General features: G+C 68.5%; 18 protein-coding genes and 3 tRNA genes. 17 read left to right on the plus strand and 4 right to left on the minus strand.

Annotation, left to right across the window (positions count from 1 at the left end):
* The first annotated feature begins 106 nt into the window (after positions 1–106).
* Entirely contained in the window at positions 107–616 is a 510-nt protein-coding gene (locus ACFYOY_RS40520; RefSeq protein ID WP_388592725.1) for a DUF3574 domain-containing protein, read from the plus strand.
* A gap of 40 nt (positions 617–656) precedes the next feature.
* Here ACFYOY_RS40520 and ACFYOY_RS40525 read toward each other — a convergent pair whose 3' ends face one another.
* A complete protein-coding gene (locus ACFYOY_RS40525; protein ID WP_351896298.1) occupies positions 657–1,325 on the minus strand; it encodes an NAD(P)H-binding protein in 669 nt (222 codons plus the stop codon).
* 48 nt (positions 1,326–1,373) lie between these two features.
* Complete coding sequence (locus ACFYOY_RS40530; protein WP_388592727.1) at positions 1,374–2,636, minus strand: hydrolase; 1,263 nt, start codon at positions 2,634–2,636, stop codon at positions 1,374–1,376.
* A gap of 323 nt (positions 2,637–2,959) precedes the next feature.
* Here ACFYOY_RS40530 and ACFYOY_RS40535 point away from each other — a divergent pair.
* The 6 genes from ACFYOY_RS40535 (at position 2,960) to ACFYOY_RS40560 (ending at position 5,625) form a co-directional block, all read left to right on the plus strand.
* Positions 2,960–3,032: transfer RNA gene (locus ACFYOY_RS40535), tRNA-Thr, on the plus strand.
* Positions 3,033–3,092: 60 nt separating this feature from the next.
* Positions 3,093–3,165: transfer RNA gene (locus ACFYOY_RS40540), tRNA-Met, on the plus strand.
* 86 nt (positions 3,166–3,251) lie between these two features.
* Positions 3,252–3,416 (plus strand): 50S ribosomal protein L33, encoded by a 165-nt coding sequence (gene rpmG, locus ACFYOY_RS40545; protein ID WP_009715907.1) that lies wholly within the window; start codon positions 3,252–3,254, stop codon positions 3,414–3,416.
* An 84-nt stretch (positions 3,417–3,500) separates the two neighbouring features.
* Positions 3,501–3,971 carry a MaoC family dehydratase N-terminal domain-containing protein gene (locus tag ACFYOY_RS40550; protein ID WP_078642898.1) on the plus strand — a complete coding sequence of 157 codons (471 nt, stop codon included), beginning with the start codon at positions 3,501–3,503 and terminating at the stop codon, positions 3,969–3,971.
* Positions 3,968–4,405, plus strand: coding sequence for a MaoC family dehydratase (locus ACFYOY_RS40555; protein ID WP_351896312.1), 438 nt, complete (start codon positions 3,968–3,970; stop codon positions 4,403–4,405). Before ACFYOY_RS40550 ends, ACFYOY_RS40555 begins: the two co-directional genes overlap by 4 nt.
* A 164-nt stretch (positions 4,406–4,569) precedes the next feature.
* On the plus strand, positions 4,570–5,625 hold the full coding sequence (locus ACFYOY_RS40560) for a UDP-N-acetylmuramate dehydrogenase (RefSeq protein ID WP_351896315.1): 1,056 nt from the start codon (positions 4,570–4,572) through the stop codon (positions 5,623–5,625).
* 6 nt (positions 5,626–5,631) lie between these two features.
* On the opposite strand, the gene ACFYOY_RS40565 is transcribed toward ACFYOY_RS40560, so the two are convergent.
* Positions 5,632–6,669 carry an adenosine deaminase gene (locus ACFYOY_RS40565; RefSeq protein ID WP_388592733.1) on the minus strand — a complete coding sequence of 346 codons (1,038 nt, stop codon included), beginning with the start codon at positions 6,667–6,669 and terminating at the stop codon, positions 5,632–5,634.
* 252 nt (positions 6,670–6,921) lie between these two features.
* Entirely contained in the window at positions 6,922–8,160 is a 1,239-nt protein-coding gene (locus ACFYOY_RS40570) for a pyridoxal phosphate-dependent aminotransferase (protein WP_351896321.1), read from the minus strand.
* Between the two features lie 181 nt (positions 8,161–8,341).
* Here ACFYOY_RS40570 and ACFYOY_RS40575 point away from each other — a divergent pair.
* The 10 genes from ACFYOY_RS40575 (at position 8,342) to ACFYOY_RS40620 (ending at position 21,594) form a co-directional block, all read left to right on the plus strand.
* A tRNA-Trp gene (locus ACFYOY_RS40575) sits at positions 8,342–8,414 on the plus strand.
* A gap of 108 nt (positions 8,415–8,522) precedes the next feature.
* Positions 8,523–8,813, plus strand: a complete 291-nt coding sequence (gene secE, locus ACFYOY_RS40580) for a preprotein translocase subunit SecE (protein ID WP_030835042.1) — start codon at positions 8,523–8,525, stop codon at positions 8,811–8,813.
* Between the two features lie 83 nt (positions 8,814–8,896).
* Positions 8,897–9,763, plus strand: coding sequence for a transcription termination/antitermination protein NusG (gene nusG, locus ACFYOY_RS40585; protein ID WP_351896325.1), 867 nt, complete (start codon positions 8,897–8,899; stop codon positions 9,761–9,763).
* 166 nt (positions 9,764–9,929) lie between these two features.
* Positions 9,930–10,364, plus strand: coding sequence for a 50S ribosomal protein L11 (gene rplK / locus ACFYOY_RS40590; RefSeq protein WP_044571693.1), 435 nt, complete (start codon positions 9,930–9,932; stop codon positions 10,362–10,364).
* Between the two features lie 94 nt (positions 10,365–10,458).
* Positions 10,459–11,178, plus strand: coding sequence for a 50S ribosomal protein L1 (gene rplA, locus ACFYOY_RS40595; protein WP_059148984.1), 720 nt, complete (start codon positions 10,459–10,461; stop codon positions 11,176–11,178).
* Positions 11,179–11,384: 206 nt separating this feature from the next.
* The gene (locus ACFYOY_RS40600; protein ID WP_351896339.1) at positions 11,385–12,215 is read left to right on the plus strand and encodes a hypothetical protein; all 831 of its coding nucleotides are present in this window, start codon (positions 11,385–11,387) and stop codon (positions 12,213–12,215) included.
* A gap of 274 nt (positions 12,216–12,489) precedes the next feature.
* Positions 12,490–13,050: a 50S ribosomal protein L10 gene (gene rplJ, locus ACFYOY_RS40605; RefSeq protein WP_351896345.1), complete on the plus strand. Its 561-nt coding sequence runs from the start codon at positions 12,490–12,492 to the stop codon at positions 13,048–13,050.
* Between the two features lie 84 nt (positions 13,051–13,134).
* Entirely contained in the window at positions 13,135–13,524 is a 390-nt protein-coding gene (rplL, locus tag ACFYOY_RS40610) for a 50S ribosomal protein L7/L12 (RefSeq protein WP_037952872.1), read from the plus strand.
* A gap of 589 nt (positions 13,525–14,113) precedes the next feature.
* The gene (gene rpoB, locus ACFYOY_RS40615) at positions 14,114–17,596 is read left to right on the plus strand and encodes a DNA-directed RNA polymerase subunit beta (protein WP_351896356.1); all 3,483 of its coding nucleotides are present in this window, start codon (positions 14,114–14,116) and stop codon (positions 17,594–17,596) included.
* Positions 17,597–17,694: 98 nt separating this feature from the next.
* Positions 17,695–21,594, plus strand: a complete 3,900-nt coding sequence (locus tag ACFYOY_RS40620; protein ID WP_351896364.1) for a DNA-directed RNA polymerase subunit beta' — start codon at positions 17,695–17,697, stop codon at positions 21,592–21,594.
* The last annotated feature ends 323 nt before the right edge of the window (positions 21,595–21,917 follow it).

Here is a 21,917-nt window from a genome sequence, read left to right on the forward strand (position 1 = left end):
CTTGTTCACGTACTCCTTGGCACGCCCCCGCGCCTCGCACGTCTCGCACGGATGTGCCCCGTAAGGCGGTCTTCCACGGGGTTCCGGGCGCCGGGACCATCGGACGATGCCGACCCTGAAGCCCAACGTGCCGACCGTGCAGCCCCGCGTGCCGACCATGAAGCCACGCGCCCGTATCGCCGCCATCGGGGCGGCTTTCGCCCTCGCCGCCGCCACCCCCGTCGCCGCGTACGCCGCGCTGGACGACCCGCCCGCCGCCGCGGCCTCCGGCGCCGTGGACCGCGGTAAGCCGTACGTCGAGACCCGGCTCTTCTTCGGCACCGAGCGCCCCGACGGCGGGCCGCCCGTCACCGAGAAGCAGTTCCTGGCCTTCGTGGACCGGCGGATCACCCCGCGCTTTCCCGCCGGCCTGACGATCCACGACGGCCGGGGGCAGTGGCGGGACCAGAACGGGACGATCGAGCGGGAGCGCTCGTACGAGGTGATCCTGCTCTACCCGACGTCCGAGGCCCATACGCAGGACCCGCGGATCGAGCGGATCCGGACGGCGTACGAGCGGCAGTACGCCCAGGAGTCCGTGGCCCGGGCCGACGCCCCGGCCCGTGTGGACTTCTGAGCGTCGGGCCGGAACCGGCTACCCCGGCCGCTCCCGCGCCTCAGCCCCGCTCGGCGGCGATCGCCCGCACCGCCTCCGCCACCGGCGTGTCGCCGTTGATCAGCTCCAGCGTGCGGCCCGCCGTACGGGGCTCGTCCAGGAGGGCGGCCAGGACCGCCGCCACATCGTCGCGGGTGATCTCGTCCCGGCCCGTGTGTTCGGCCAGCTTCACCCGGCCGGTGCCCGGGTCGTTCGTCAGCCGACCCGGGCGCAGCACCGTCCAGTCGAGGCCGTCCCGGGCGCGGATGTCGTCGTCCGCCGCGGCCTTGGCGCGCAGATAGGCGGCGAAGACCGGGTCGGTGTCCGGTGGCGGCTCGTGGGACGCGCCCATCGAGGAGATGATCAGGAACCGGCGGGCCCCGGCCCGTTCGGCCGCGTCCGCGAAGAGCACCGCGGACCGGTGGTCGACGGTCTCCTTACGGGCGGCACCGCTGCCGGGGCCCGCGCCGGCCGCGAAGACGGCCGCGTCCGCGCCCTCCAGGTGTTTGACCACGTCCTCCAGCGAGGCCGTCTCGAGGTCGCAGACGACCGGTTCGGTGCCCGACGCCAGCAGGTCGCCCGCCTGTTCCGGCTTGCGGATGATGCCCGCCACTTCGTCTCCGCGCGCGGTGAGCAAGTGCTCCAGCCGCAGCGCGATCTGTCCATGTCCACCAGCGATGACAATGCGCATGATCCCGACCGTACGCTGTGCGGCCTACTGTTGCTCGCCGCCGCTCTGCTACCGCGCCTGCCGGGGCAGATCCAGCGCCACCGCGGCCGCCGAGTCGCAGTACTCCCGCACCGCGCTGGTACGGGCCACCACCCGGCCCCGGTGCACCACGACCCTGCTGTACGCGAGCGAGAGCACCCCCGCGAGCCCGTCCCCGCGCACCGCGAGCAGCTCCGCCGGGAAACCGGCCTCCACCCGCACCTCGGCGAGCCCCATCGCGGCCCGCGCCCGCCCGCACACCGCCTCGTACGCCTCGTCCGGCCGCAGCTCGCCCCGGGACGCCAGCAGAAAGGCGGCCTCCAGGGGATCGCCCCGGCCCACCGGATTGACCGCGTCCCGCAGCGCCCCGCTGCCCGCGGCCACCCGGACGCCCGCGGCGCGCAGCAGCCGCACCGGCGCGCAGGCGCAGGTGCCCGCTCCCCGCCTGCCCTGGTGGTCCAGCCCGGCGCAGTCGCCCTGGGGGAGGCAGACGACGGTCACCCCGGCCGCCGCCAGCCGCTCGGCGATCCTCCCCGCGCTCTCCAGGGGCAGCCGGGACAGCCCGCCGCAGGGGCCGATGGTGACGCCCGGCCGCAGGCCCCCGGCCATCGCCCCGAGCCGGGCGAGGCGGGCCGGGTCGTCACCGTCCGTGTGCAGATCGACGGCGCAGCCATGGCGGGCGGCGAGGTCGAGGACGGCCTCGGCGTGGCCGGTCGGATCCGGGTCGAGGTCGGGGCAGCCGCCGATGACCGACGCGCCCATCCCCACCGCGTCCCGCAGCATCGCCAGACCGTCCGCTCCGGCGGCGCCGGTCAGCACCCGGGGCACCGCCACCGCGCTCAGCTCCGTGAGCCCGCGCAGGGTCCGGCCGGCCTCCAGGACCGCCTCCAGGGAGCGCAGCCCGTGCACCCCGCCGATGCGGACATGGGTGCGCAGCGCGGTCGCCCCGTGGCCCAGCTGGAGCAGCGCGGCCTCGACGGTGCGGCGCTGGATGTCCCCGGGGGCGTACGGGACCGGGCCCGCCGTGTCGGCCGTAAGGGCGGTGTCGCAGTGGGCGTGGGGTTCCGCGGGGGCGGGCAGCAGCAGATAGCCGCCGAGGTCCAGCCGGGTGCCGGGGACGAGGCTGCCCGCCGTGCCCACGGCCTCGATCCGCCCGCCGCTGAGCCGGACGTCCACGGTGCGCCCGTCGGCGAGCCGGACGCCGCCGAGCACCAGAGCGGTGGGCTCGGGGCCCGCGCCGCCGTTCCTGGGCGGCTGCTGAGGCTGCTGCGGCTGCTGCTGGCTCTCGGGCATCGCACTCCTGGGATTCGCAGGGCGTACGCGGGGCGCACAGGGGCGCGCGACGGTTGCGTGACGAGGGCGGTGGCGGTGACGCCAGGGCGCCACGGGTACGCGCCGAGCACGCGATGGGTTAGGCGACGAGCAACGCGCCGGGCACGCGTCGGATGCGTGCGCAGCCAAGATCACGCGGGTGCGATCCGAAGCCTAGGACGCGGTGGGGGCGGCTTCGCGGAGGAGCCGAATAGTCGTACCGGTGTGGTGCCTGAGCCCAGGGTGACGAGGGGCCGATACGGATTTCACCTTCGGCGGCCGACCGTGTAATGTCTTCATCGCTCGCCCCAATAGCTCAGTCGGCAGAGCGTCTCCATGGTAAGGAGAAGGTCTACGGTTCGATTCCGTATTGGGGCTCTGATGTGTGAGGTTTCCCGTTCGGCTACGCTGAGTCGAGCGGGGAGTCACTCGCATCACAGCGGTGTAGCTCAGTCGGTAGAGCAAGCGGCTCATAATCGCTGTGTCACCGGTTCAAGTCCGGTCACCGCTACTGACAGTAGCCGATTGTGGGGTCGGTCCTTCGATCGGCTACTCTTTCTGCGTTAATCCTTTATCCGTTCGTCAAGGAGCACTCACGTGGCTGCCACCGACGTCCGCCCGAAGATCACGCTGGCCTGCGTGGAGTGCAAGGAGCGGAACTACATCACCAAGAAGAACCGGCGCAACGACCCGGATCGTCTTGAGATCAAGAAGCACTGCCCGCGTTGCAACGCGCACACCGCGCACCGTGAGACGCGATAGCAATAAGCTCTCATTCGAGGCCGCCCCCACTCGCGGGGGGCGGCCTCGTTTCGTTGGTAATTCAATCGCAGGAGGTGTGCGCCGATGGCGCTCGACCAGTCCTTCGTGGGGCGGACCTACCCGCCCACCGCGGCGTACGAGGTCGGCCGGGAGAAGATCCGGGAATTCGCCGAGTCCCTGGGTGACACCAATCCGGTCTACACCGACCCCGAGGCGGCCAGGGCCCTCGGCTACCCCGACGTGATCGCCCCGCCGACGTTCATTTTCACGATCACCTTCAAGGCGGCCGGGAAGCAGGTTGTCGAGGACCCGCAACTGGGGCTGGACTACAGCCGGGTGGTCCACGGCGACCAGCGGTTCGAGTACACCCGCCCGGTCCGCGCGGGGGACCACCTCTCGGTCACCTCGATCATCGACTCGATCAAGTCGCTGGCCGGCAACGACATCCTGTCCGTCCGTGGCGAGGTCCACGACAAGGCGGGTGATCATGTAGCGACGTCGTTCACGACGCTGGTGGCCCGCGCTGCCGACGCAGAGGTGGAGGAGAGCAGATGACGACGGCCAAGATCTCGTACGACGCCGTGGAGGTCGGCACCGAGGTGCCGATGCGCGAGTTCCGGGTGAACCGCGCCGACCTCGTGCGGTACGCGGGCGCGTCGGGCGACTTCAATCCGATCCACTGGAACGAGAAGTTCGCCAAGGAGGTCGGCCTCCCCGACGTCATCGCGCACGGCGCCTACACCATGGCCCAGGCGGCCCGGGTGGTGACCGAGTGGGCCGGCGACCCCGGCGCCCTCGTCGAGTACGGCGTCCGCTTCACCAGGCCGGTCGTGGTCCCCAACGACGACAAGGGCGCGCTCATCGAGATCGGTGCCAAGGTCACCGCCAAGCTGGACGACGAGGCCCGTACGGTCCGCCTCGACATCATGGCGACCAGCGCCGGCCAGAAGGTGCTGGGCCGGGCCCGCGCCGTGGTACGGCTCGTCTGAGCCCTCGACCGCGCCCGAGCGGCCCCCAGACGGACGAGAGCACGCCACAGCGTGTGAAGCCCGGCTGAGCCCCTTACGGGCCGCACGCCCGTCGGCCCCCGGACTCCCCACACCGGGGGCGGCCACCCCAGGGCCCCAGGGGGCGCCCCCGTACTCTTGAGCGCGTGCAGGAACTCCACGACGCCCCCCTCGCGCCCCTCACCACCTTCCGCCTCGGCGGACCGGCCAACCGGCTGATCACGGCCACGACCGACGACGAGGTCATCGCCGCGGTCCGGGCAGCCGACGCGGCCGGGACCCCGCTGCTGGTGATCGGCGGCGGCAGCAATCTGGTCATCGCCGACAAGGGCTTCGACGGCACCGCCCTGCAGATCGCGACCAGCGGCTTCACACTCGACGGCACCCGCCTGGAGCTCGCCGCGGGCGAGAACTGGTCGGACGCCGTGGCCCGTACGGTCCGGGCGGGGCTCGCCGGCATGGAATGCCTCGCCGGAATCCCCGGCTCCGCGGGGGCGACGCCGATACAGAACGTCGGCGCCTACGGCCAGGAGGTCTCCGCCACGATCACCGAGGTGATCGCCTACGACCGCCGCGCCGACGAGGTCGTCACCATCCCGAATGCCGACTGCGCCTTCTCCTACCGCCACAGCCGCTTCAAGGCCGACCCCGACCGCCATGTGGTGCTCCGGGTCCGCTTCGAACTGGAGGACGCTGGCGGCCTCTCCGCGCCCGTCCGGTACGCCGAGACCGCGCGGGTGCTCGGCGTCGAGGTGGGGGACCGGGTGCCGGCCGCCGTCGCCCGCGAGACCGTCCTGGGACTGCGCGCGGGCAAGGGCATGGTGCTCGACCCCGAGGACCACGACACCTGGTCCGCCGGGTCGTTCTTCACCAACCCGGTGCTCACCGAGGACGCCTACGCCGCCTTCCTGGCCCGCGTCGCCGACCGCCTGGGCCCGGACACCGCGGCGCCCGCCTTCCCGGCGGGCGACGGTCTGATCAAGACCTCCGCGGCCTGGCTGATCGACAAGGCGGGCTTCACCAAGGGCTACGGCACCGGCCCGGCCCGGATCTCCACCAAGCACACGCTCGCCCTCACCAACCGGGGCGAGGCCACGACCGAGGATCTGCTGGCGCTGGCCCGCGAGGTGGTGGCGGGGGTCGAGGGGGCGTTCGGGATCCGGCTGGTCAACGAGCCGGTGACGGTGGGCGTGAGTCTCTAAGCCCGACTACTCACGTGAGTGGTCGGAGCCCGCCAGCCAGTCGTCGATCCCCGTCAGCATCCGCTGCCGGAACTCCTCCGGCGCGGCCGACCCGCGCACCGACTGACGTGCCAGCTCGGCCAGTTCGGCGTCCGTGAAGCCGTGGTGCTCGCGCACCAGCTCGTACTGCGCCGCCAGCCGTGAGCCGAAGAGCAGTGGGTCGTCCGCCCCGAGCGCCATCGGCACCCCCGCGTCGTACAGCGTCCGCAACGGGACGTCCTCCGGCTTCTCGTAGACCCCGAGCGCCACGTTCGACGAGGGACACACCTCGCAGGTCACCTGGCGCTCGGCGAGCTTGGCGAGCAGCCGTGGGTCCTCCGCGGCGCGCACCCCGTGGCCGACCCGGGCCGCGCCGAGGTCGTCCAGGCAGTCCCGCACACTGCCGGCGCCCGACAGCTCGCCGCCGTGTGGCGCCGCCAGCAGCCCGCCCTCCCGGGCGATGGCGAAGGCCCGGTCGAAGTCACGGGCGAATCCGCGCCGCTCGTCGTTGGAGAGGCCGAAGCCGACCACGCCGCGGTCCGCGTAGCGCACCGCGAGCCGGGCCAGGGTGCGCGCCTCCAGCGGATGCTTCATGCGGTTGGCGGCGACCAGCACCCTGATCCCAAGACCGGTGTCCGCGGAGGCGCTCTCGACCGCGTCCAGGATGATCTCCATCGCCGGGATCAGCCCGCCCAGGCGCGGGGCGTACGAGGTGGGGTCGACCTGGATCTCCAGCCACTGGGCCCCGTCCCGCACGTCCTCCTGGGCCGCCTCGCGCACCAGCCGCCGAATGTCGTCGGCGTCCCGCAGGCAGGATCGTGCGATGTCGTACAGCCGCTGGAAGCGGAACCAGCCGCGCTCATCGGTGGCGCGCAACTTCGGCGGCTCACCGCCGCTCAGTGCCTCGGGCAGGTGGACGCCGTACTTGTCGGCGAGTTCCAGAAGGGTCGCGGGGCGCATGGAGCCGGTGAAGTGAAGATGCAGATGCGCTTTGGGCAAGCGGCGGACATCACGAACGCGTTCCAATCAACTCTCCGTTACTGCTAGGCTTCACTCCGTGCCGTTGGGCGCCGGGCAGGGCTTGTCCGTCATGAGACCACACAGCGGTCGAGTGAGAAGCCCCTTCGGGGGAGGAGTCACCTGCAGATACTGCCGCACAGGTCTGCGGACAGGCAGCCCGTTCTCCGAACGAGGACTGGTCTGAACACATAAGCGGGTTCCCGGCCGTGGCCGGGAACCCGCTTATGTGCTGTGCCTCTATGTGCTGCGCCTCGCGCCTTACGCGCTCGCCTCGCCCAGCAGCTTCTGCAGCCGGGAGACGCCCTCGACGAGGTCCTCGTCGCCCAGCGCGTACGACAGCCGCAGATAGCCCGGCGTGCCGAAGGCCTCACCCGGCACCACCGCGACCTCGGCCTCCTCCAGGATCAGCTCCGCCAGCTCGACGCTGGTCCGCGGCCGCTTGCCGCGGATCTCCTTGCCGAGCAGCCCCTTGACCGACGGGTAGGCGTAGAAGGCGCCCTCCGGCTCGGGGCACTCGACGCCGTCGATCTCGTTCAGCATCCGCACGATGGTGCGACGGCGGCGGTCGAACGCCTCGCGCATCGTGGCCACGGCGTCCAGGTCGCCCGAGACGGCGGTCAGCGCGGCGACCTGAGCGACATTGCTCACATTCGAGGTGGCGTGCGACTGCAGGTTGGTCGCGGCCTTGATGACGTCCTTGGGGCCGATGACCCAGCCCACCCGCCAGCCGGTCATCGCGTACGTCTTCGCGACACCGTTGACCACGATGCACTTGTCGCGCAACTCGGGCACCACGACCGGCAGCGAGTGGAACTCCGCGTCGCCGTAGACCAGGTGCTCGTAGATCTCGTCGGTCAGCACCCACAGCCCGTGCCCGGCGGCCCAGCGGCCGATCTCCTCGATCTGCTCACGGCTGTAGACCGCGCCGGTGGGGTTCGAGGGGGAGACGAAGAGCAGCACCTTGGTGTGCTCGGTGCGGGCCGCCTCCAGCTGCTCGACGGAGACGCGGTAGCCCGTCGTCTCGTCGGCGACGACATCCACCGGGACACCGCCGGCCAGCCGGATCGACTCCGGGTAGGTGGTCCAGTAGGGCGCGGGGACGATGACCTCGTCGCCCGGGTCCAGGATCGCGGCGAACGCCTCGTAGATCGCCTGCTTGCCGCCGTTGGTCACCAGGACCTGGGCCGCCTCGACCTCGTACCCGCTGTCGCGCAGCGTCTTCGCGGCGATCGCGGCCTTGAGCTCGGGGAGCCCGCCGGCCGGCGTGTAGCGGTGGTACTTCGGGTCGCGGCAGGCCGCCGCCGCGGCGTCGACGACGTAGTCGGGCGTGGGGAAGTCGGGCTCACCGGCGCCGAAGCCGATCACCGGACGGCCGGCGGCCTTGAGGGCCTTGGCCTTGGCGTCGACGGCGAGGGTCGCGGACTCGGAGATCGAGCCGATCCGGGCCGATACCCGCCGGTCGGTCGGGGACTGTACGGGGGGAGTAGCAGCGGTCATGGATGCATCGTCGCAGACGGGCGAAATGGGTGGCACATGGGTTTGCGGAGACTTCGCGCGCTTCTCGTTCGACGCCCGGCCGTCAAGCACGTACACTCAACCGTCGTTGGCCGATCAACAGCCGCATCCGACCGCACACTCCGTGCAGCCGGATGTATGCGGTAGGTTGGTGGTGCCGCAAAGGGTCGTAGCTCAATTGGTAGAGCACTGGTCTCCAAAACCAGCGGTTGGGGGTTCAAGTCCCTCCGGCCCTGCTACACGCACTTGTGATCAGGGTGCGTGCATGCGTACGCAAGGACAAGCACCGCTGTGCGGCCGGGCCGGACGCGGCACGGCCACGACCCGGATTCAGGTGAGGACGAGTGACGGAAGCCCTTGGCTCCACCGCGACGCCTGAGAGCGGTCGTCCCGAGGACGAGGTGGCGACCAAGCGGGGTCGTCGTGGTGGCAAACGCGCGAAGAAGGGGCCCTTCGGCCGCCTCGCGCTCTTCTACCGCCAGATCATCGCTGAGCTGCGGAAGGTCGTCTGGCCCACCCGCAGTCAGCTGTCGACGTACACCAGTGTGGTGATCGTTTTCGTCGTCATCATGATCGGCATCGTGACCGTGATTGACTATGGGTTCAACAACGCCATCAAGTACGTCTTTGGCTGAGACCCACGCGAAAGGCGGCCGCCGTCCCGGCGTCGCCTCTTTCGCACGTTCCACCCCCTTGAAGCCAGGAAGAAGCAGCCACAGTGTCTGACCCGAACCTGAACGACGCCGCCGAGCCCGTCGAGTCCCGTGAGGACGAGCTCGACATCGTTGAGGCGGCGGACTCCGACCAGGCTGAAGCAGCCGACGCCGCGGCGGGCGTGCCCGCCGAGGAGGACGCGCTGCATGTCGAGGGCGAGGACGCCCTCGAGGCCGATGCGGCCCCGGCGGCCGAGCCGGACGGGCTGGACGAGGCAGAGGACGCGGCCGAGGCAGAGGCCGAGATCGAGGTCGTCGACCCGGTCGAGGCGCTCCGCGAGGAGCTGCGCGGACTGCCCGGTGAGTGGTACGTGATCCACACCTACGCGGGCTACGAGAAGCGCGTGAAGGCCAACCTGGAGCAGCGTGCCGTCTCGCTGAACGTCGAGGACTTCATCTATCAGGCCGAGGTCCCCGAGGAAGAGATCGTCCAGATCAAGAACGGCGAGCGCAAGAACGTCCGGCAGAACAAGCTGCCCGGCTATGTGCTCGTCCGCATGGACCTGACGAACGAGTCGTGGGGTGTCGTCCGCAACACTCCGGGCGTCACCGGCTTCGTGGGCAATGCCTACGACCCGTACCCGCTGACCCTGGACGAGATCGTCAAGATGCTCGCCCCCGAGGCCGAGGAGAAGGCCGCGAAGGCTGCCGCCGAGGAGAGCGGCATGCCGGCGCCGAGCCGCAAGGTCGAGGTCCAGGTGCTGGACTTCGAGGTCGGCGACTCGGTCACGGTCACCGACGGCCCGTTCGCGACCCTGCAGGCGACGATCAACGAGATCAACGCCGACTCGAAGAAGGTCAAGGGCCTGGTGGAGATCTTCGGCCGGGAGACCCCGGTCGAGTTGAGCTTCGACCAGATCCAGAAGAACTAAGTCTCCTCGACGGAACCTTCCGAACAGGTCAGACGGGCTTTCGCGGCCGGTCTGACCTGCTCGGTTTTAAGGCGCACACCTATACCCGTTATCGTTGTGCGGTATGCCTCCACCCGGATGATCCGGTTCGGAGGCGAACCACCTCTCACTAGGACCCGGAGAGAGCATGCCTCCCAAGAAGAAGAAGGTCACGGGGCTGATCAAGCTCCAGATCCAGGCCGGCGCCGCGAACCCGGCCCCGCCGGTCGGCCCCGCGCTGGGCCAGCACGGCGTCAACATCATGGAGTTCTGCAAGGCCTACAACGCCGCGACCGAGTCGCAGCGTGGCATGGTCGTGCCGGTGGAGATCACGGTCTACGAGGACCGCTCCTTCACCTTCGTGACCAAGACCCCGCCGGCCGCCAAGCTGATCCTCAAGGCCGCGGGCGTGGAGAAGGGCTCCGGCGAGCCGCACAAGACCAAGGTCGCCAAGATCAGCCGCGACCAGGTGCGTGAGATCGCCACCACCAAGATGCCCGACCTGAACGCCAACGACCTGGACGCCGCCGAGAAGATCATCGCCGGCACCGCCCGTTCCATGGGCATCACGGTCGAGGGCTGACACCTCCACGGCGAGGGCCCACAGCCCCCGCAGCCACGTGTGGCAGGGCCAAGCGCTGGCCCGGACCACGAACTCCACAACATCAGGAGCAACAGTGAGCAAGCGCAGCAAGACTCTCCGCGCTGCGGACGCCAAGATCGACCGGGAGCGCAACTACGCCCCGCTCGAGGCCGTCCGTCTCGCGAAGGACACCTCCGCGACCAAGTTCGACGCGACCGTCGAGGTTGCCATGCGCCTGGGCGTCGACCCGCGCAAGGCCGACCAGATGGTCCGCGGCACCGTGAACCTGCCGCACGGCACCGGTAAGACCGCCCGGGTCCTGGTCTTCGCGACCGGTGACCGTGCTGCGGCCGCGGAGGCCGCCGGCGCCGACATCGTCGGCTCCGACGAGCTCATCGACGAGGTGTCCAAGGGGCGTCTGGACTTCGACGCCGTCGTCGCCACCCCGGACCTCATGGGCAAGGTCGGCCGCCTCGGCCGGGTGCTCGGTCCGCGTGGTCTGATGCCGAACCCGAAGACCGGAACCGTCACCCCGGACGTGGCCAAGGCCGTCACGGACATCAAGGGCGGCAAGATCGAGTTCCGCGTCGACAAGCACTCCAACCTGCACTTCATCATCGGCAAGCTCTCGTTCGACGAGACCAAGCTGGTGGAGAACTACGCCGCGGCGCTCGAGGAGATCAACCGTCTCAAGCCGTCCGCCGCGAAGGGCCGCTACATCAAGAAGGCGACCCTGACCACCACGATGGGTCCCGGCATCCCGCTGGACGCCAACCGCACCCGCAACCTGCTGGTCGAGGAAGAGGCCGTCTGAGGCCGCCCCTGAACCAGCGCACCACGGTGTGCAACCGCCGGGCCCCCGCACCGCGTCGAAGGTGCGGGGGCCCGGCGTCTTCCGTTGTCGGTCCCCTCCGCTAAAGTCACTCTGCAGACGTAAAAGAGACATAAAAATAAGGGGGAGCCGTGCGCGGTACTCATGTCGGTGCGCGTTGGGCTATAGCCGCTGGAAGCGTCGTTCTCATGGTCGGCCTCACCGCGTGCGGGAGCGAGAAGTCCGACGACGACAAGGCCGGCGAGAAGTCGGGCGACAAGTCCGGCCAGTCCGCGATGAGCCCGCTGGCGGCACTCAAGCTGGCCTCGCAGCGGACGGACCAGAAGAACTCGGCCAAGGTCGAGGGCACCACCAAGATGGGCGAGCAGAACTCGCAGATGTCCGGCTCCATGGACTGGGCCAACGGCATCCGGGCCAACATGTCCATCACCCAGAGCGGGGGTGCCATAGCCTCCTCCCCGATCGAGGGCAAGGCGATGGACGCGCGCTACACCCCGGACGCGATGTTCCTGAACATGGGCGACGAGTTCGCCGCGCAGGCCGGCGGCGGCAAGCACTGGGTGAAGTACGACTACGACGTGCTGGCCCAGAAGGCGGGCCCCTCGGGCGCCTTTCTGAAGGACCAGATGCAGAACAACAACCCGTCGCGCTCGGTGGAGCTGCTGCTCGCCACCGGCAAGGTCAAGAGCGTGGGCTCGGAGAGCGTGAAGGGCGTCAAGGCCACGCACTACACGGGCACGGTCAAGGTCTCCGAGATCGCCAAGATGCAGTCCAAGGAGCTCAGCCAGTCGGATCTGGACGCCCTGCAGAAGCAGCTGGAGACCTCCGGCATGGACACCGAGACCATCGACCTGTGGGTCGACGACCAGAACCTGCTGGTCAAGAAGCGTGAGCAGGCCCAGAGCAACAACGGCTCCTACGACTCCACCGTCTACTACTCGGACTACGGCACCGCCGTGACGGTCGAGGAGCCGACGTCCTCGGACACCGTGGACTTCCAGGACATGCTCCAGCAGTAGAGCCGATTTGCCTGGCCGCGGCCCGTTCGCGTAATCTCCTACCGAAGCCAAAGACCGCTGGTTGTCGCTGTGCCCCGTAAGGGGTCCGGTGGCTGAAGGATCCGCTAGCTGCGGGCGACCTGCGTAGGTGTATGTGGTTGAACTCCCGAACGGGCCGTGAGTCCGTGCCGGTCGAGTTACGCCCCGAGCGCCTGCGCCGGGGCGTTTTCGCATTGTCCAGTCTCCTTCCTTCAGGCCGAAGCGGTCCTCATCACCCGGAAGGAGGCCGAGGCTCATGGCGAGTCCTGACAAGGTCGCAGCCGTCGACGAGATGCGGGAGAAGTTCCGCACCTCCAACGCGGCTGTCGTCACCGCGTACACCGGTCTCACCGTTGCGCAGCTCAAGGAGCTGCGCCGTTCGCTCGGTGAGAACGTTCAGTACCGTGTGGTGAAGAACACGCTGACCAAGATCGCGGCCAACGAGGCCGGGATCAACCAGCTCGACGACCTGTTCGCGGGTTCGTCGGCCGTCGCCTTCGTGACCGGTGACCCGGTCGAGGCGGCGAAGGGTCTCCGTGACTTCGCCAAGGAGAACCCCGCTCTCGTCATCAAGGGCGGTGTCCTTGATGGCAAGGCGCTGTCCGCCGACGAGATCAAGAAGCTCGCGGACCTCGAGTCCCGTGAGGTGCTGCTCGCCAAGCTGGCGGGTGCGATGAAGGCCAAGCAGTCCCAGGCTGCCGCGCTCTTCCAGGCCCCGCTGTCCAAGTTCATCCGGACCGCCGAGGCGCTCCGGCAGAAGCAGGCCGAGCAGGGCGGTGCCGAATCCCCGGCTCCCGCCGAGGCCGAGTCCGAGTAATCAGGCTCCGGTCGCAGCGGGCCGGGAAGCCCGCCGACATGTTCATCCGGCACCACCTGCCGAATTAGTGGAAGGACCGCCATCATGGCGAAGCTCAGCCAGGACGACCTGCTCGCGCAGTTCGAGGAGATGACCCTCATCGAGCTCTCCGAGTTCGTGAAGGCCTTCGAGGAGAAGTTCGACGTCACCGCCGCCGCCCCGGCCGCCGTCGTGGCCGCCGCGCCGGGCGCCCCGGGTGCCGCTGCCCCGGCCGAGGAGGAGAAGGACGAGTTCGACGTCATCCTCACCGGCGCCGGCGACAAGAAGATCCAGGTCATTAAGGTCGTGCGTGAGCTGACCTCCCTGGGTCTGAAGGAGGCCAAGGACCTCGTCGACGGCACCCCGAAGCCGGTCCTCGAGAAGGTCAACAAGGAGCAGGCCGACAAGGCCGCCGAGTCCCTCAAGGGCGCCGGCGCCTCCGTCGAGGTCAAGTGACCTCTCGGCCCGCCGCCACACGCCGGTAGGGCGTCCGGCGGCGCGGCCCGGTTCCAGCCAAGGGCGATCACCCGTTCGGGTGGTCGCCCTTCGGCGTTCCCGTCACGGCTACATTGTCTTATGGGGTTGTGGAGGTAGGGTGATCTTCGTTGCCTGTCGCCACGCCCTGTGACGATCTCGCCGGAGTGGGGGGCCTTGACGAACGGCACGCAGCGCGCAATTCTCAGGACGCGACGCCACATCGATCCAAAAGTCCGAGGCATGGATCGTCGGCGAAGCGGGCAGTATCGATATGCGCATCGAGCGCGCGGGCTGCCGACAGGGCGGATGAAGACAACGAGGGGCGCGCCCCCTCACCGGAGGGAGAGATTGGCACTGCCGGTCTCAGAAACTCGGCGCTGGACATCAGTGTGCCAAGTGGCTACACTGACCCTTTGCGCTGCCTGTTAGCTGCTCCCTGCCCGTCACCAGGGGCATACCTACCTTCGAGCACTACTGATGGAAACACCCTGACCAGGGATTTCATCCATGGGCTCTCGGTAGGACCGGTACGCGCGTAGTGAGTCCGAGCCCTCGGAAGGACCCCCTCTTGGCCGCCTCGCGCAACGCCTCGACTGCCAATACGAACAATGGCGCCAGCACCGCCCCGCTGCGCATCTCCTTTGCGAAGATCAGGGAGCCTCTCGAGGTTCCGAACCTCCTCGCGCTGCAGACCGAGAGCTTCGATTGGCTGCTCGGCAATGCCGCCTGGAAGGCTCGCGTCGAGGCTGCGCTGGACAGCGGTCAGGACGTCCCCACCAAGTCCGGTCTGGAAGAGATCTTCGAGGAGATCTCCCCGATCGAGGACTTCTCCGGGTCGATGTCCCTGACTTTCCGTGATCACCGTTTCGAGCCGCCGAAGAACTCGATCGACGAGTGCAAGGAGCGTGACTTCACCTACGCAGCTCCGCTCTTCGTCACGGCCGAGTTCACCAACAACGAGACCGGCGAGATCAAGTCCCAGACGGTCTTCATGGGCGACTTCCCGCTCATGACCGACAAGGGCACCTTCTGCATCAACGGCACCGAGCGTGTCGTCGTCTCGCAGCTGGTCCGCTCGCCGGGTGTCTACTTCGACTCCTCCATCGACAAGACGTCCGACAAGGACATCTTCTCCGTCAAGGTCATCCCGTCCCGGGGTGCCTGGCTGGAGATGGAGATCGACAAGCGCGACATGGTCGGTGTGCGCATCGACCGCAAGCGCAAGCAGTCCGTCACCGTTCTCCTGAAGGCTCTCGGCTGGACGACCGAGCAGATCCTCGAGGAGTTCGGCGAGTACGAGTCGATGCGCGCCACCCTGGAGAAGGACCACACCCAGGGCCAGGACGACGCGCTGCTCGACATCTACCGCAAGCTGCGTCCGGGCGAGCCCCCCACGCGTGAGGCCGCGCAGACGCTGCTCGAGAACCTCTACTTCAACCCGAAGCGCTACGACCTCGCGAAGGTCGGCCGCTACAAGGTCAACAAGAAGCTGGGTTCGGCCGCTCCGCTGGACGCGGGCGTCCTGACGGTCGAGGACGTCATCGCCTCGATCAAGTACCTGGTGAAGCTGCACGCCGGTGAGACCGAGACCGTCGGGGACAACGGCCAGTCCGTGGTCGTCGAGACCGACGACATCGACCACTTCGGCAACCGCCGCATCCGTAACGTCGGCGAGCTGATCCAGAACCAGGTCCGCACGGGTCTGGCCCGTATGGAGCGCGTCGTGCGCGAGCGCATGACGACTCAGGACGTCGAGGCGATCACGCCGCAGACCCTGATCAACATCCGGCCGGTCGTCGCCTCCATCAAGGAGTTCTTCGGCACCAGCCAGCTGTCGCAGTTCATGGACCAGACGAACCCGCTGTCGGGTCTGACCCACAAGCGCCGTCTGAACGCGCTCGGCCCCGGTGGTCTCTCCCGTGAGCGGGCGGGCTTCGAGGTCCGTGACGTGCACCCGTCGCACTACGGCCGCATGTGCCCGATCGAGACGCCCGAAGGCCCGAACATCGGTCTGATCGGCTCGCTCGCCTCGTACGGCCGGGTCAACGCGTTCGGTTTCATCGAGACCCCGTACCGCAAGGTCGTCGACGGTGTCGTCACCGACGACGTCGACTACCTGACGGCCGACGAAGAGGACCGCTTCGTCATCGCGCAGGCCAACGCCCCGCTGGCGGACGACCTGCGCTTCGCCGAGAACCGCGTCCTGGTCCGCCGCCGTGGCGGCGAGGTCGACTACATCCCCGGCGACGACGTCGACTACATGGACGTCTCGCCGCGCCAGATGGTGTCGGTCGCGACCGCGATGATCCCCTTCCTCGAGCACGACGACGCCAACCGCGCGCTCATGGGCTCGAACATGATGCGCCAGGCCGTGCCGCTGATCAAGGCGGAGTCCCCGCTGGTCGGCACCGGCATGGAGTACCGCTGTGCGGTCGACGCCGGCGACGTCATCAAGGCCGAGAAGGACGGTGTCGTCCAGGAGGTCTCCGCCGACTACGTGACGGTGGCCAACGACGACGGCACCTACACCACCTACCGGGTGGCCAAGTTCTCCCGCTCCAACCAGGGCACCTCCTTCAACCAGAAGGTCGTCGTGGACGAGGGTGCGCGGGTGATCGCCGGCCAGGTGCTGGCCGACGGCCCGTCCACCGAGGACGGCGAGATGGCGCTCGGCAAGAACCTCCTGGTGGCGTTCATGCCGTGGGAGGGCCACAACTACGAGGACGCGATCATCCTCAGCCAGCGTCTGGTGCAGGACGACGTCCTCTCCTCGATCCACATCGAGGAGCACGAGGTCGACGCCCGTGACACCAAGCTCGGCCCCGAGGAGATCACCCGGGACATCCCGAACGTCTCCGAGGAGGTCCTCGCCGACCTCGACGAGCGCGGCATCATCCGCATCGGTGCCGAGGTCGTCGCCGGCGACATCCTGGTCGGCAAGGTCACCCCGAAGGGCGAGACCGAGCTGACCCCGGAGGAGCGGCTGCTGCGCGCGATCTTCGGCGAGAAGGCCCGTGAGGTCCGTGACACCTCGCTGAAGGTGCCGCACGGTGAGATCGGCAAGGTCATCGGCGTCCGCGTCTTCGACCGCGAAGAGGGCGACGAGCTGCCGCCGGGCGTGAACCAGCTGGTCCGCGTCTACGTGGCGCAGAAGCGCAAGATCACCGATGGTGACAAGCTCGCCGGCCGTCACGGCAACAAGGGCGTCATCTCCAAGATCCTGCCGGTCGAGGACATGCCGTTCCTGGAGGACGGCACCCCGGTCGACATCATCCTCAACCCGCTGGGTGTCCCGTCCCGAATGAACCCGGGACAGGTCCTGGAGATCCACCTCGGCTGGCTGGCCTCCCGCGGCTGGAAGGTCGAGGGCTCCGAGGACTGGATGCAGCGGCTCCAGGCCATCGGCGCCGACGAGGTCGCGCCCGGCACCAACGTCGCGACCCCGGTCTTCGACGGCGCCCGCGAGGACGAGATCGCCGGTCTCTTCGACTCGACGATCCCGAACCGCGACGGCGACCGCCTGGTCCAGTCGTCCGGCAAGGCCCGGCTCTTCGACGGCCGCTCCGGCGAGCCGTTCCCGGAGCCGATCTCGGTCGGCTACATGTACATCCTCAAGCTGCACCACCTGGTGGACGACAAGCTGCACGCCCGGTCCACCGGTCCGTACTCGATGATCACCCAGCAGCCGCTGGGTGGTAAGGCTCAGTTCGGTGGCCAGCGCTTCGGCGAGATGGAGGTGTGGGCGCTGGAGGCTTACGGCGCCGCGTACGCCCTCCAGGAGCTGCTGACGATCAAGTCCGACGACGTGACCGGTCGCGTGAAGGTCTACGAGGCCATCGTCAAGGGCGAGAACATTCCCGAGCCCGGCATCCCCGAGTCCTTCAAGGTGCTCATCAAGGAGATGCAGTCCCTGTGCCTCAACGTGGAGGTGCTGTCGTCCGACGGCATGTCCATCGAGATGCGCGACACCGACGAGGACGTCTTCCGCGCTGCGGAGGAGCTCGGTATCGACCTGTCCCGGCGCGAGCCGAGCAGCGTCGAAGAGGTCTGACGGGTCTGGCCGGGGCGGTACGTACGCTCAGCCCCGGCCTCTCCCCGGACCCCCAGTCAGACCCGAAGACACGACCCTGAAAGAGGGATTGACGACAAGTGCTCGACGTCAACTTCTTCGACGAGCTGCGGATCGGCCTCGCCACTGCTGACGACATCCGTCAGTGGTCCCACGGTGAGGTCAAGAAGCCGGAGACCATCAACTACCGCACCCTCAAGCCCGAAAAGGACGGACTCTTCTGCGAGAAGATCTTCGGTCCGACCCGGGACTGGGAGTGCTACTGCGGCAAGTACAAGCGCGTCCGCTTCAAGGGCATCATCTGTGAGCGCTGTGGCGTCGAGGTCACCCGCGCCAAGGTGCGCCGTGAGCGGATGGGCCACATTGAGCTGGCCGCTCCCGTCACCCACATCTGGTACTTCAAGGGCGTGCCCAGCCGTCTGGGCTACCTGCTCGACCTCGCCCCGAAGGACCTCGAGAAGGTCATCTACTTCGCCGCCTACATGATCACGTGGGTGGACGAGGAGCGCCGCACGCGCGACCTGCCCTCGCTGGAGGCCCATGTCTCCGTCGAGCGTCAGCAGATCGAGCAGCGCCGCGACGCCGACCTGGAGGCCCGCGCCAAGAAGCTCGAGGCGGACCTCGCCGAGCTCGAGGCCGAGGGTGCCAAGGCCGATGTGCGCCGTAAGGTGCGCGAGGGCGCCGAGCGTGAGATGAAGCAGCTGCGCGACCGCGCCCAGCGCGAGATCGACCGTCTCGACGAGGTGTGGAACCGCTTCAAGAACCTCAAGGTCCAGGACCTGGAGGGCGACGAGCTGCTCTACCGCGAGCTGCGTGACCGCTTCGGCACGTACTTCATGGGCGGCATGGGCGCCGCGGCGCTGCAAAAGCGCCTGGAGTCCTTCGACCTCGACGAAGAGGCCGAGAAGCTCCGCGAGATCATCCGGACCGGCAAGGGCCAGAAGAAGACCCGCGCGCTCAAGCGCCTCAAGGTCGTCTCCGCCTTCCTGCAGACCCGCAACAGCCCCAACGGCATGGTGCTGGACTGCATCCCGGTGATCCCGCCGGACCTGCGTCCGATGGTGCAGCTGGACGGTGGCCGCTTCGCGACCTCCGACCTGAACGACCTGTACCGCCGTGTGATCAACCGGAACAACCGCCTCAAGCGTCTCCTTGACCTCGGTGCGCCCGAGATCATCGTGAACAACGAGAAGCGGATGCTGCAGGAGGCCGTCGACGCGCTGTTCGACAACGGCCGCCGCGGTCGCCCGGTGACCGGCCCCGGTAACCGTCCGCTGAAGTCCCTCAGCGACATGCTGAAGGGCAAGCAGGGCCGGTTCCGTCAGAACCTGCTCGGTAAGCGTGTCGACTACTCGGCCCGTTCGGTCATCGTCGTCGGCCCGCAGCTCAAGCTGCACCAGTGCGGTCTGCCCAAGGCCATGGCGCTGGAGCTCTTCAAGCCGTTCGTGATGAAGCGCCTGGTGGACCTGAACCACGCGCAGAACATCAAGTCGGCCAAGCGCATGGTCGAGCGCGGCCGCACGGTCGTGTACGACGTGCTCGAAGAGGTCATCGCCGAGCACCCGGTGCTGCTGAACCGTGCGCCCACCCTGCACCGCCTCGGCATCCAGGCCTTCGAGCCGCAGCTGGTCGAGGGCAAGGCCATTCAGATCCACCCGCTCGTCTGCACCGCGTTCAACGCGGACTTCGACGGTGACCAGATGGCCGTGCACCTGCCGCTGTCCGCGGAGGCGCAGGCCGAGGCCCGCATCCTGATGCTGTCCTCGAACAACATCCTCAAGCCGGCCGACGGCCGTCCGGTGACCATGCCGACCCAGGACATGGTGCTGGGCCTGTTCTTCCTCACCACCGACGAGGAGGAGCGCGAGGTCAAGGGCGAGGGCCGGGCCTTCGGTTCGGCTGCCGAGGCGACCATGGCGTTCGACGCCCGGGAGCTCTCGCTCCAGGCGAAGATCGACATCCGCTTTCCGATCGGCACCGTCCCGCCGCGCGGCTGGACCCCGCCGATTCCGGAGGACGGCGAGCCTGCCTGGCAGCCTGGCGACAGCTTCCGGCTGCGCACCACGCTGGGCCGCGCGCTCTTCAACGAGCTGCTGCCCGAGGACTACCCGTTCGTCGACTACTCGGTGGGCAAGAAGCAGCTCTCCGAGATCGTCAACGACCTCGCCGAGCGTTACCCCAAGGTCATCGTCGCGGCGACGCTGGACAACCTGAAGGCGGCCGGTTTCCACTGGGCCACCCGCTCCGGTGTCACCGTCGCCATCTCCGACGTGGTCGTGCCCGAGGCCAAGAAGGGCATCATCGAGGGCTACGAGGCGCAGGACGAGAAGGTCCAGAAGCAGTACGAGCGTGGTCTGATCACCAAGGACGAGCGCACCCAGGAACTGATCGCGATCTGGACCAAGGCGACCAACGAGGTCGCCGAGGCGATGAACGCGAACTTCCCGAAGACCAACCCGATCTTCATGATGGTCGACTCGGGCGCGCGCGGAAACATGATGCAGATGCGTCAGATCGCCGGTATGCGTGGTCTGGTGTCCAACGCGAAGAACGAGACCATCCCGCGGCCCATTAAGGCGTCGTTCCGTGAGGGTCTCTCCGTGCTGGAGTACTTCATCTCCACCCACGGTGCCCGTAAGGGTCTCGCCGACACCGCCCTGCGTACCGCCGACTCGGGTTACCTGACCCGACGTCTGGTGGACGTCTCCCAGGACGTGATCATCCGCGAGGAGGACTGCGGCACCGACCGCGGCCTCAAGCTCGAGATCGCGTCCAAGGGTGCGGACGGCGTGCTGCGCAAGGCGGAGGACGTCGAGACCAGCGTGTACGCGCGCTGCCTCGCCGAGGACATCGTCGTCGAGGGGAAGGTCCTGGCCCCGGCCGGCACCGACCTGGGCGATGTGCTCATCGACGAGCTGGTCCGCCACGGCGTGGAGACGGTCAAGACTCGTTCGGTGCTCACCTGCGAGTCCGCCGTCGGCACCTGCGCCATGTGCTACGGCCGCTCGCTGGCGACCGGCAAGCTGGTGGACATCGGCGAGGCGGTCGGCATCATCGCCGCCCAGTCCATCGGTGAGCCCGGCACCCAGCTGACGATGCGTACCTTCCACACCGGTGGTGTGGCCGGTGACGACATCACCCAGGGTCTGCCGCGTGTCGTCGAGCTCTTCGAGGCCCGTACGCCCAAGGGTGTCGCCCCGATCTCGGAGGCGGCAGGCCGCGTCCGGATCGAGGAGACCGAGAAGACCAAGAAGCTCGTCGTCACCCCGGACGACGGCTCCGACGAGACCGCCTTCGGCGTCTCCAAGCGAGCCCGTCTCCTGGTGGGCGAGGGCGACCGCGTCGATGTCGGCCAGCCGCTGACCGTGGGTGCCGTCAACCCGCACGACGTGCTGCGCATCCTCGGCCAGCGCGCCGTCCAGGTGCACCTGGTGGGCGAGGTCCAGAAGGTCTACAACTCGCAGGGTGTGTCGATCCACGACAAGCACATCGAGATCATCATCCGGCAGATGCTGCGCCGTGTGACGATCATCGAGTCCGGCGACGCGGAGCTGCTGCCGGGCGAGCTCGTGGAGCGCTCGCGCTTCGAGTCGGAGAACCGTCGTGTGGTCCAGGAAGGCGGCCACCCGGCCTCCGGCCGTCCGCAGCTGATGGGTATCACCAAGGCCTCGCTGGCGACCGAGTCCTGGCTGTCGGCGGCGTCCTTCCAGGAGACGACCCGGGTGCTCACCGACGCGGCGATCAACGCCAAGTCGGACTCCCTGATCGGCCTCAAGGAGAACGTGATCATCGGTAAGCTCATCCCGGCCGGTACGGGCCTGTCCCGCTACCGCAACATCCGGGTCGAGCCGACCGAGGAGGCGAAGGCCGCGATGTACTCGGCCGTCGGTTACGACGACATCGACTACTCGCCCTTCGGCACGGGCTCCGGCCAGGCGGTTCCGCTGGAGGACTACGACTACGGTCCGTACAACCAGTAGGTCCCGATCCGTTCGCAGGGCGGTCGCCCCCATGGTGGGGTGGCCGCCCCGCGGCGTTTTCCGACGGCCCGGCCGGGGTGAAAGTCGAGTACCCCATTTCCGGCGTGTCGGGGCCCTCTGCATTTGTTTTGACCGAAGTCGATGAGGTAGGTACGCTCAGACCTTGTGCCTGGGGTGTGCCCGGGTCCTTGCGTGTGCGCCCCCAGCCTTCGGCGGGGAGGTGCCTCAGCATGCGAGGGGCCGAGGTGTCGACACCAACAATCCGCACTCTCCGAACTTTCGCAGAGGGCTGCGGTGCGCGACACACCCGACCGCGTGGGTCG

Origin of the sequence: Streptomyces sp. NPDC007875, assembly GCF_042868035.1 — a bacterium.
Classification (GTDB): domain Bacteria; phylum Actinomycetota; class Actinomycetes; order Streptomycetales; family Streptomycetaceae; genus Streptomyces; species Streptomyces antimycoticus.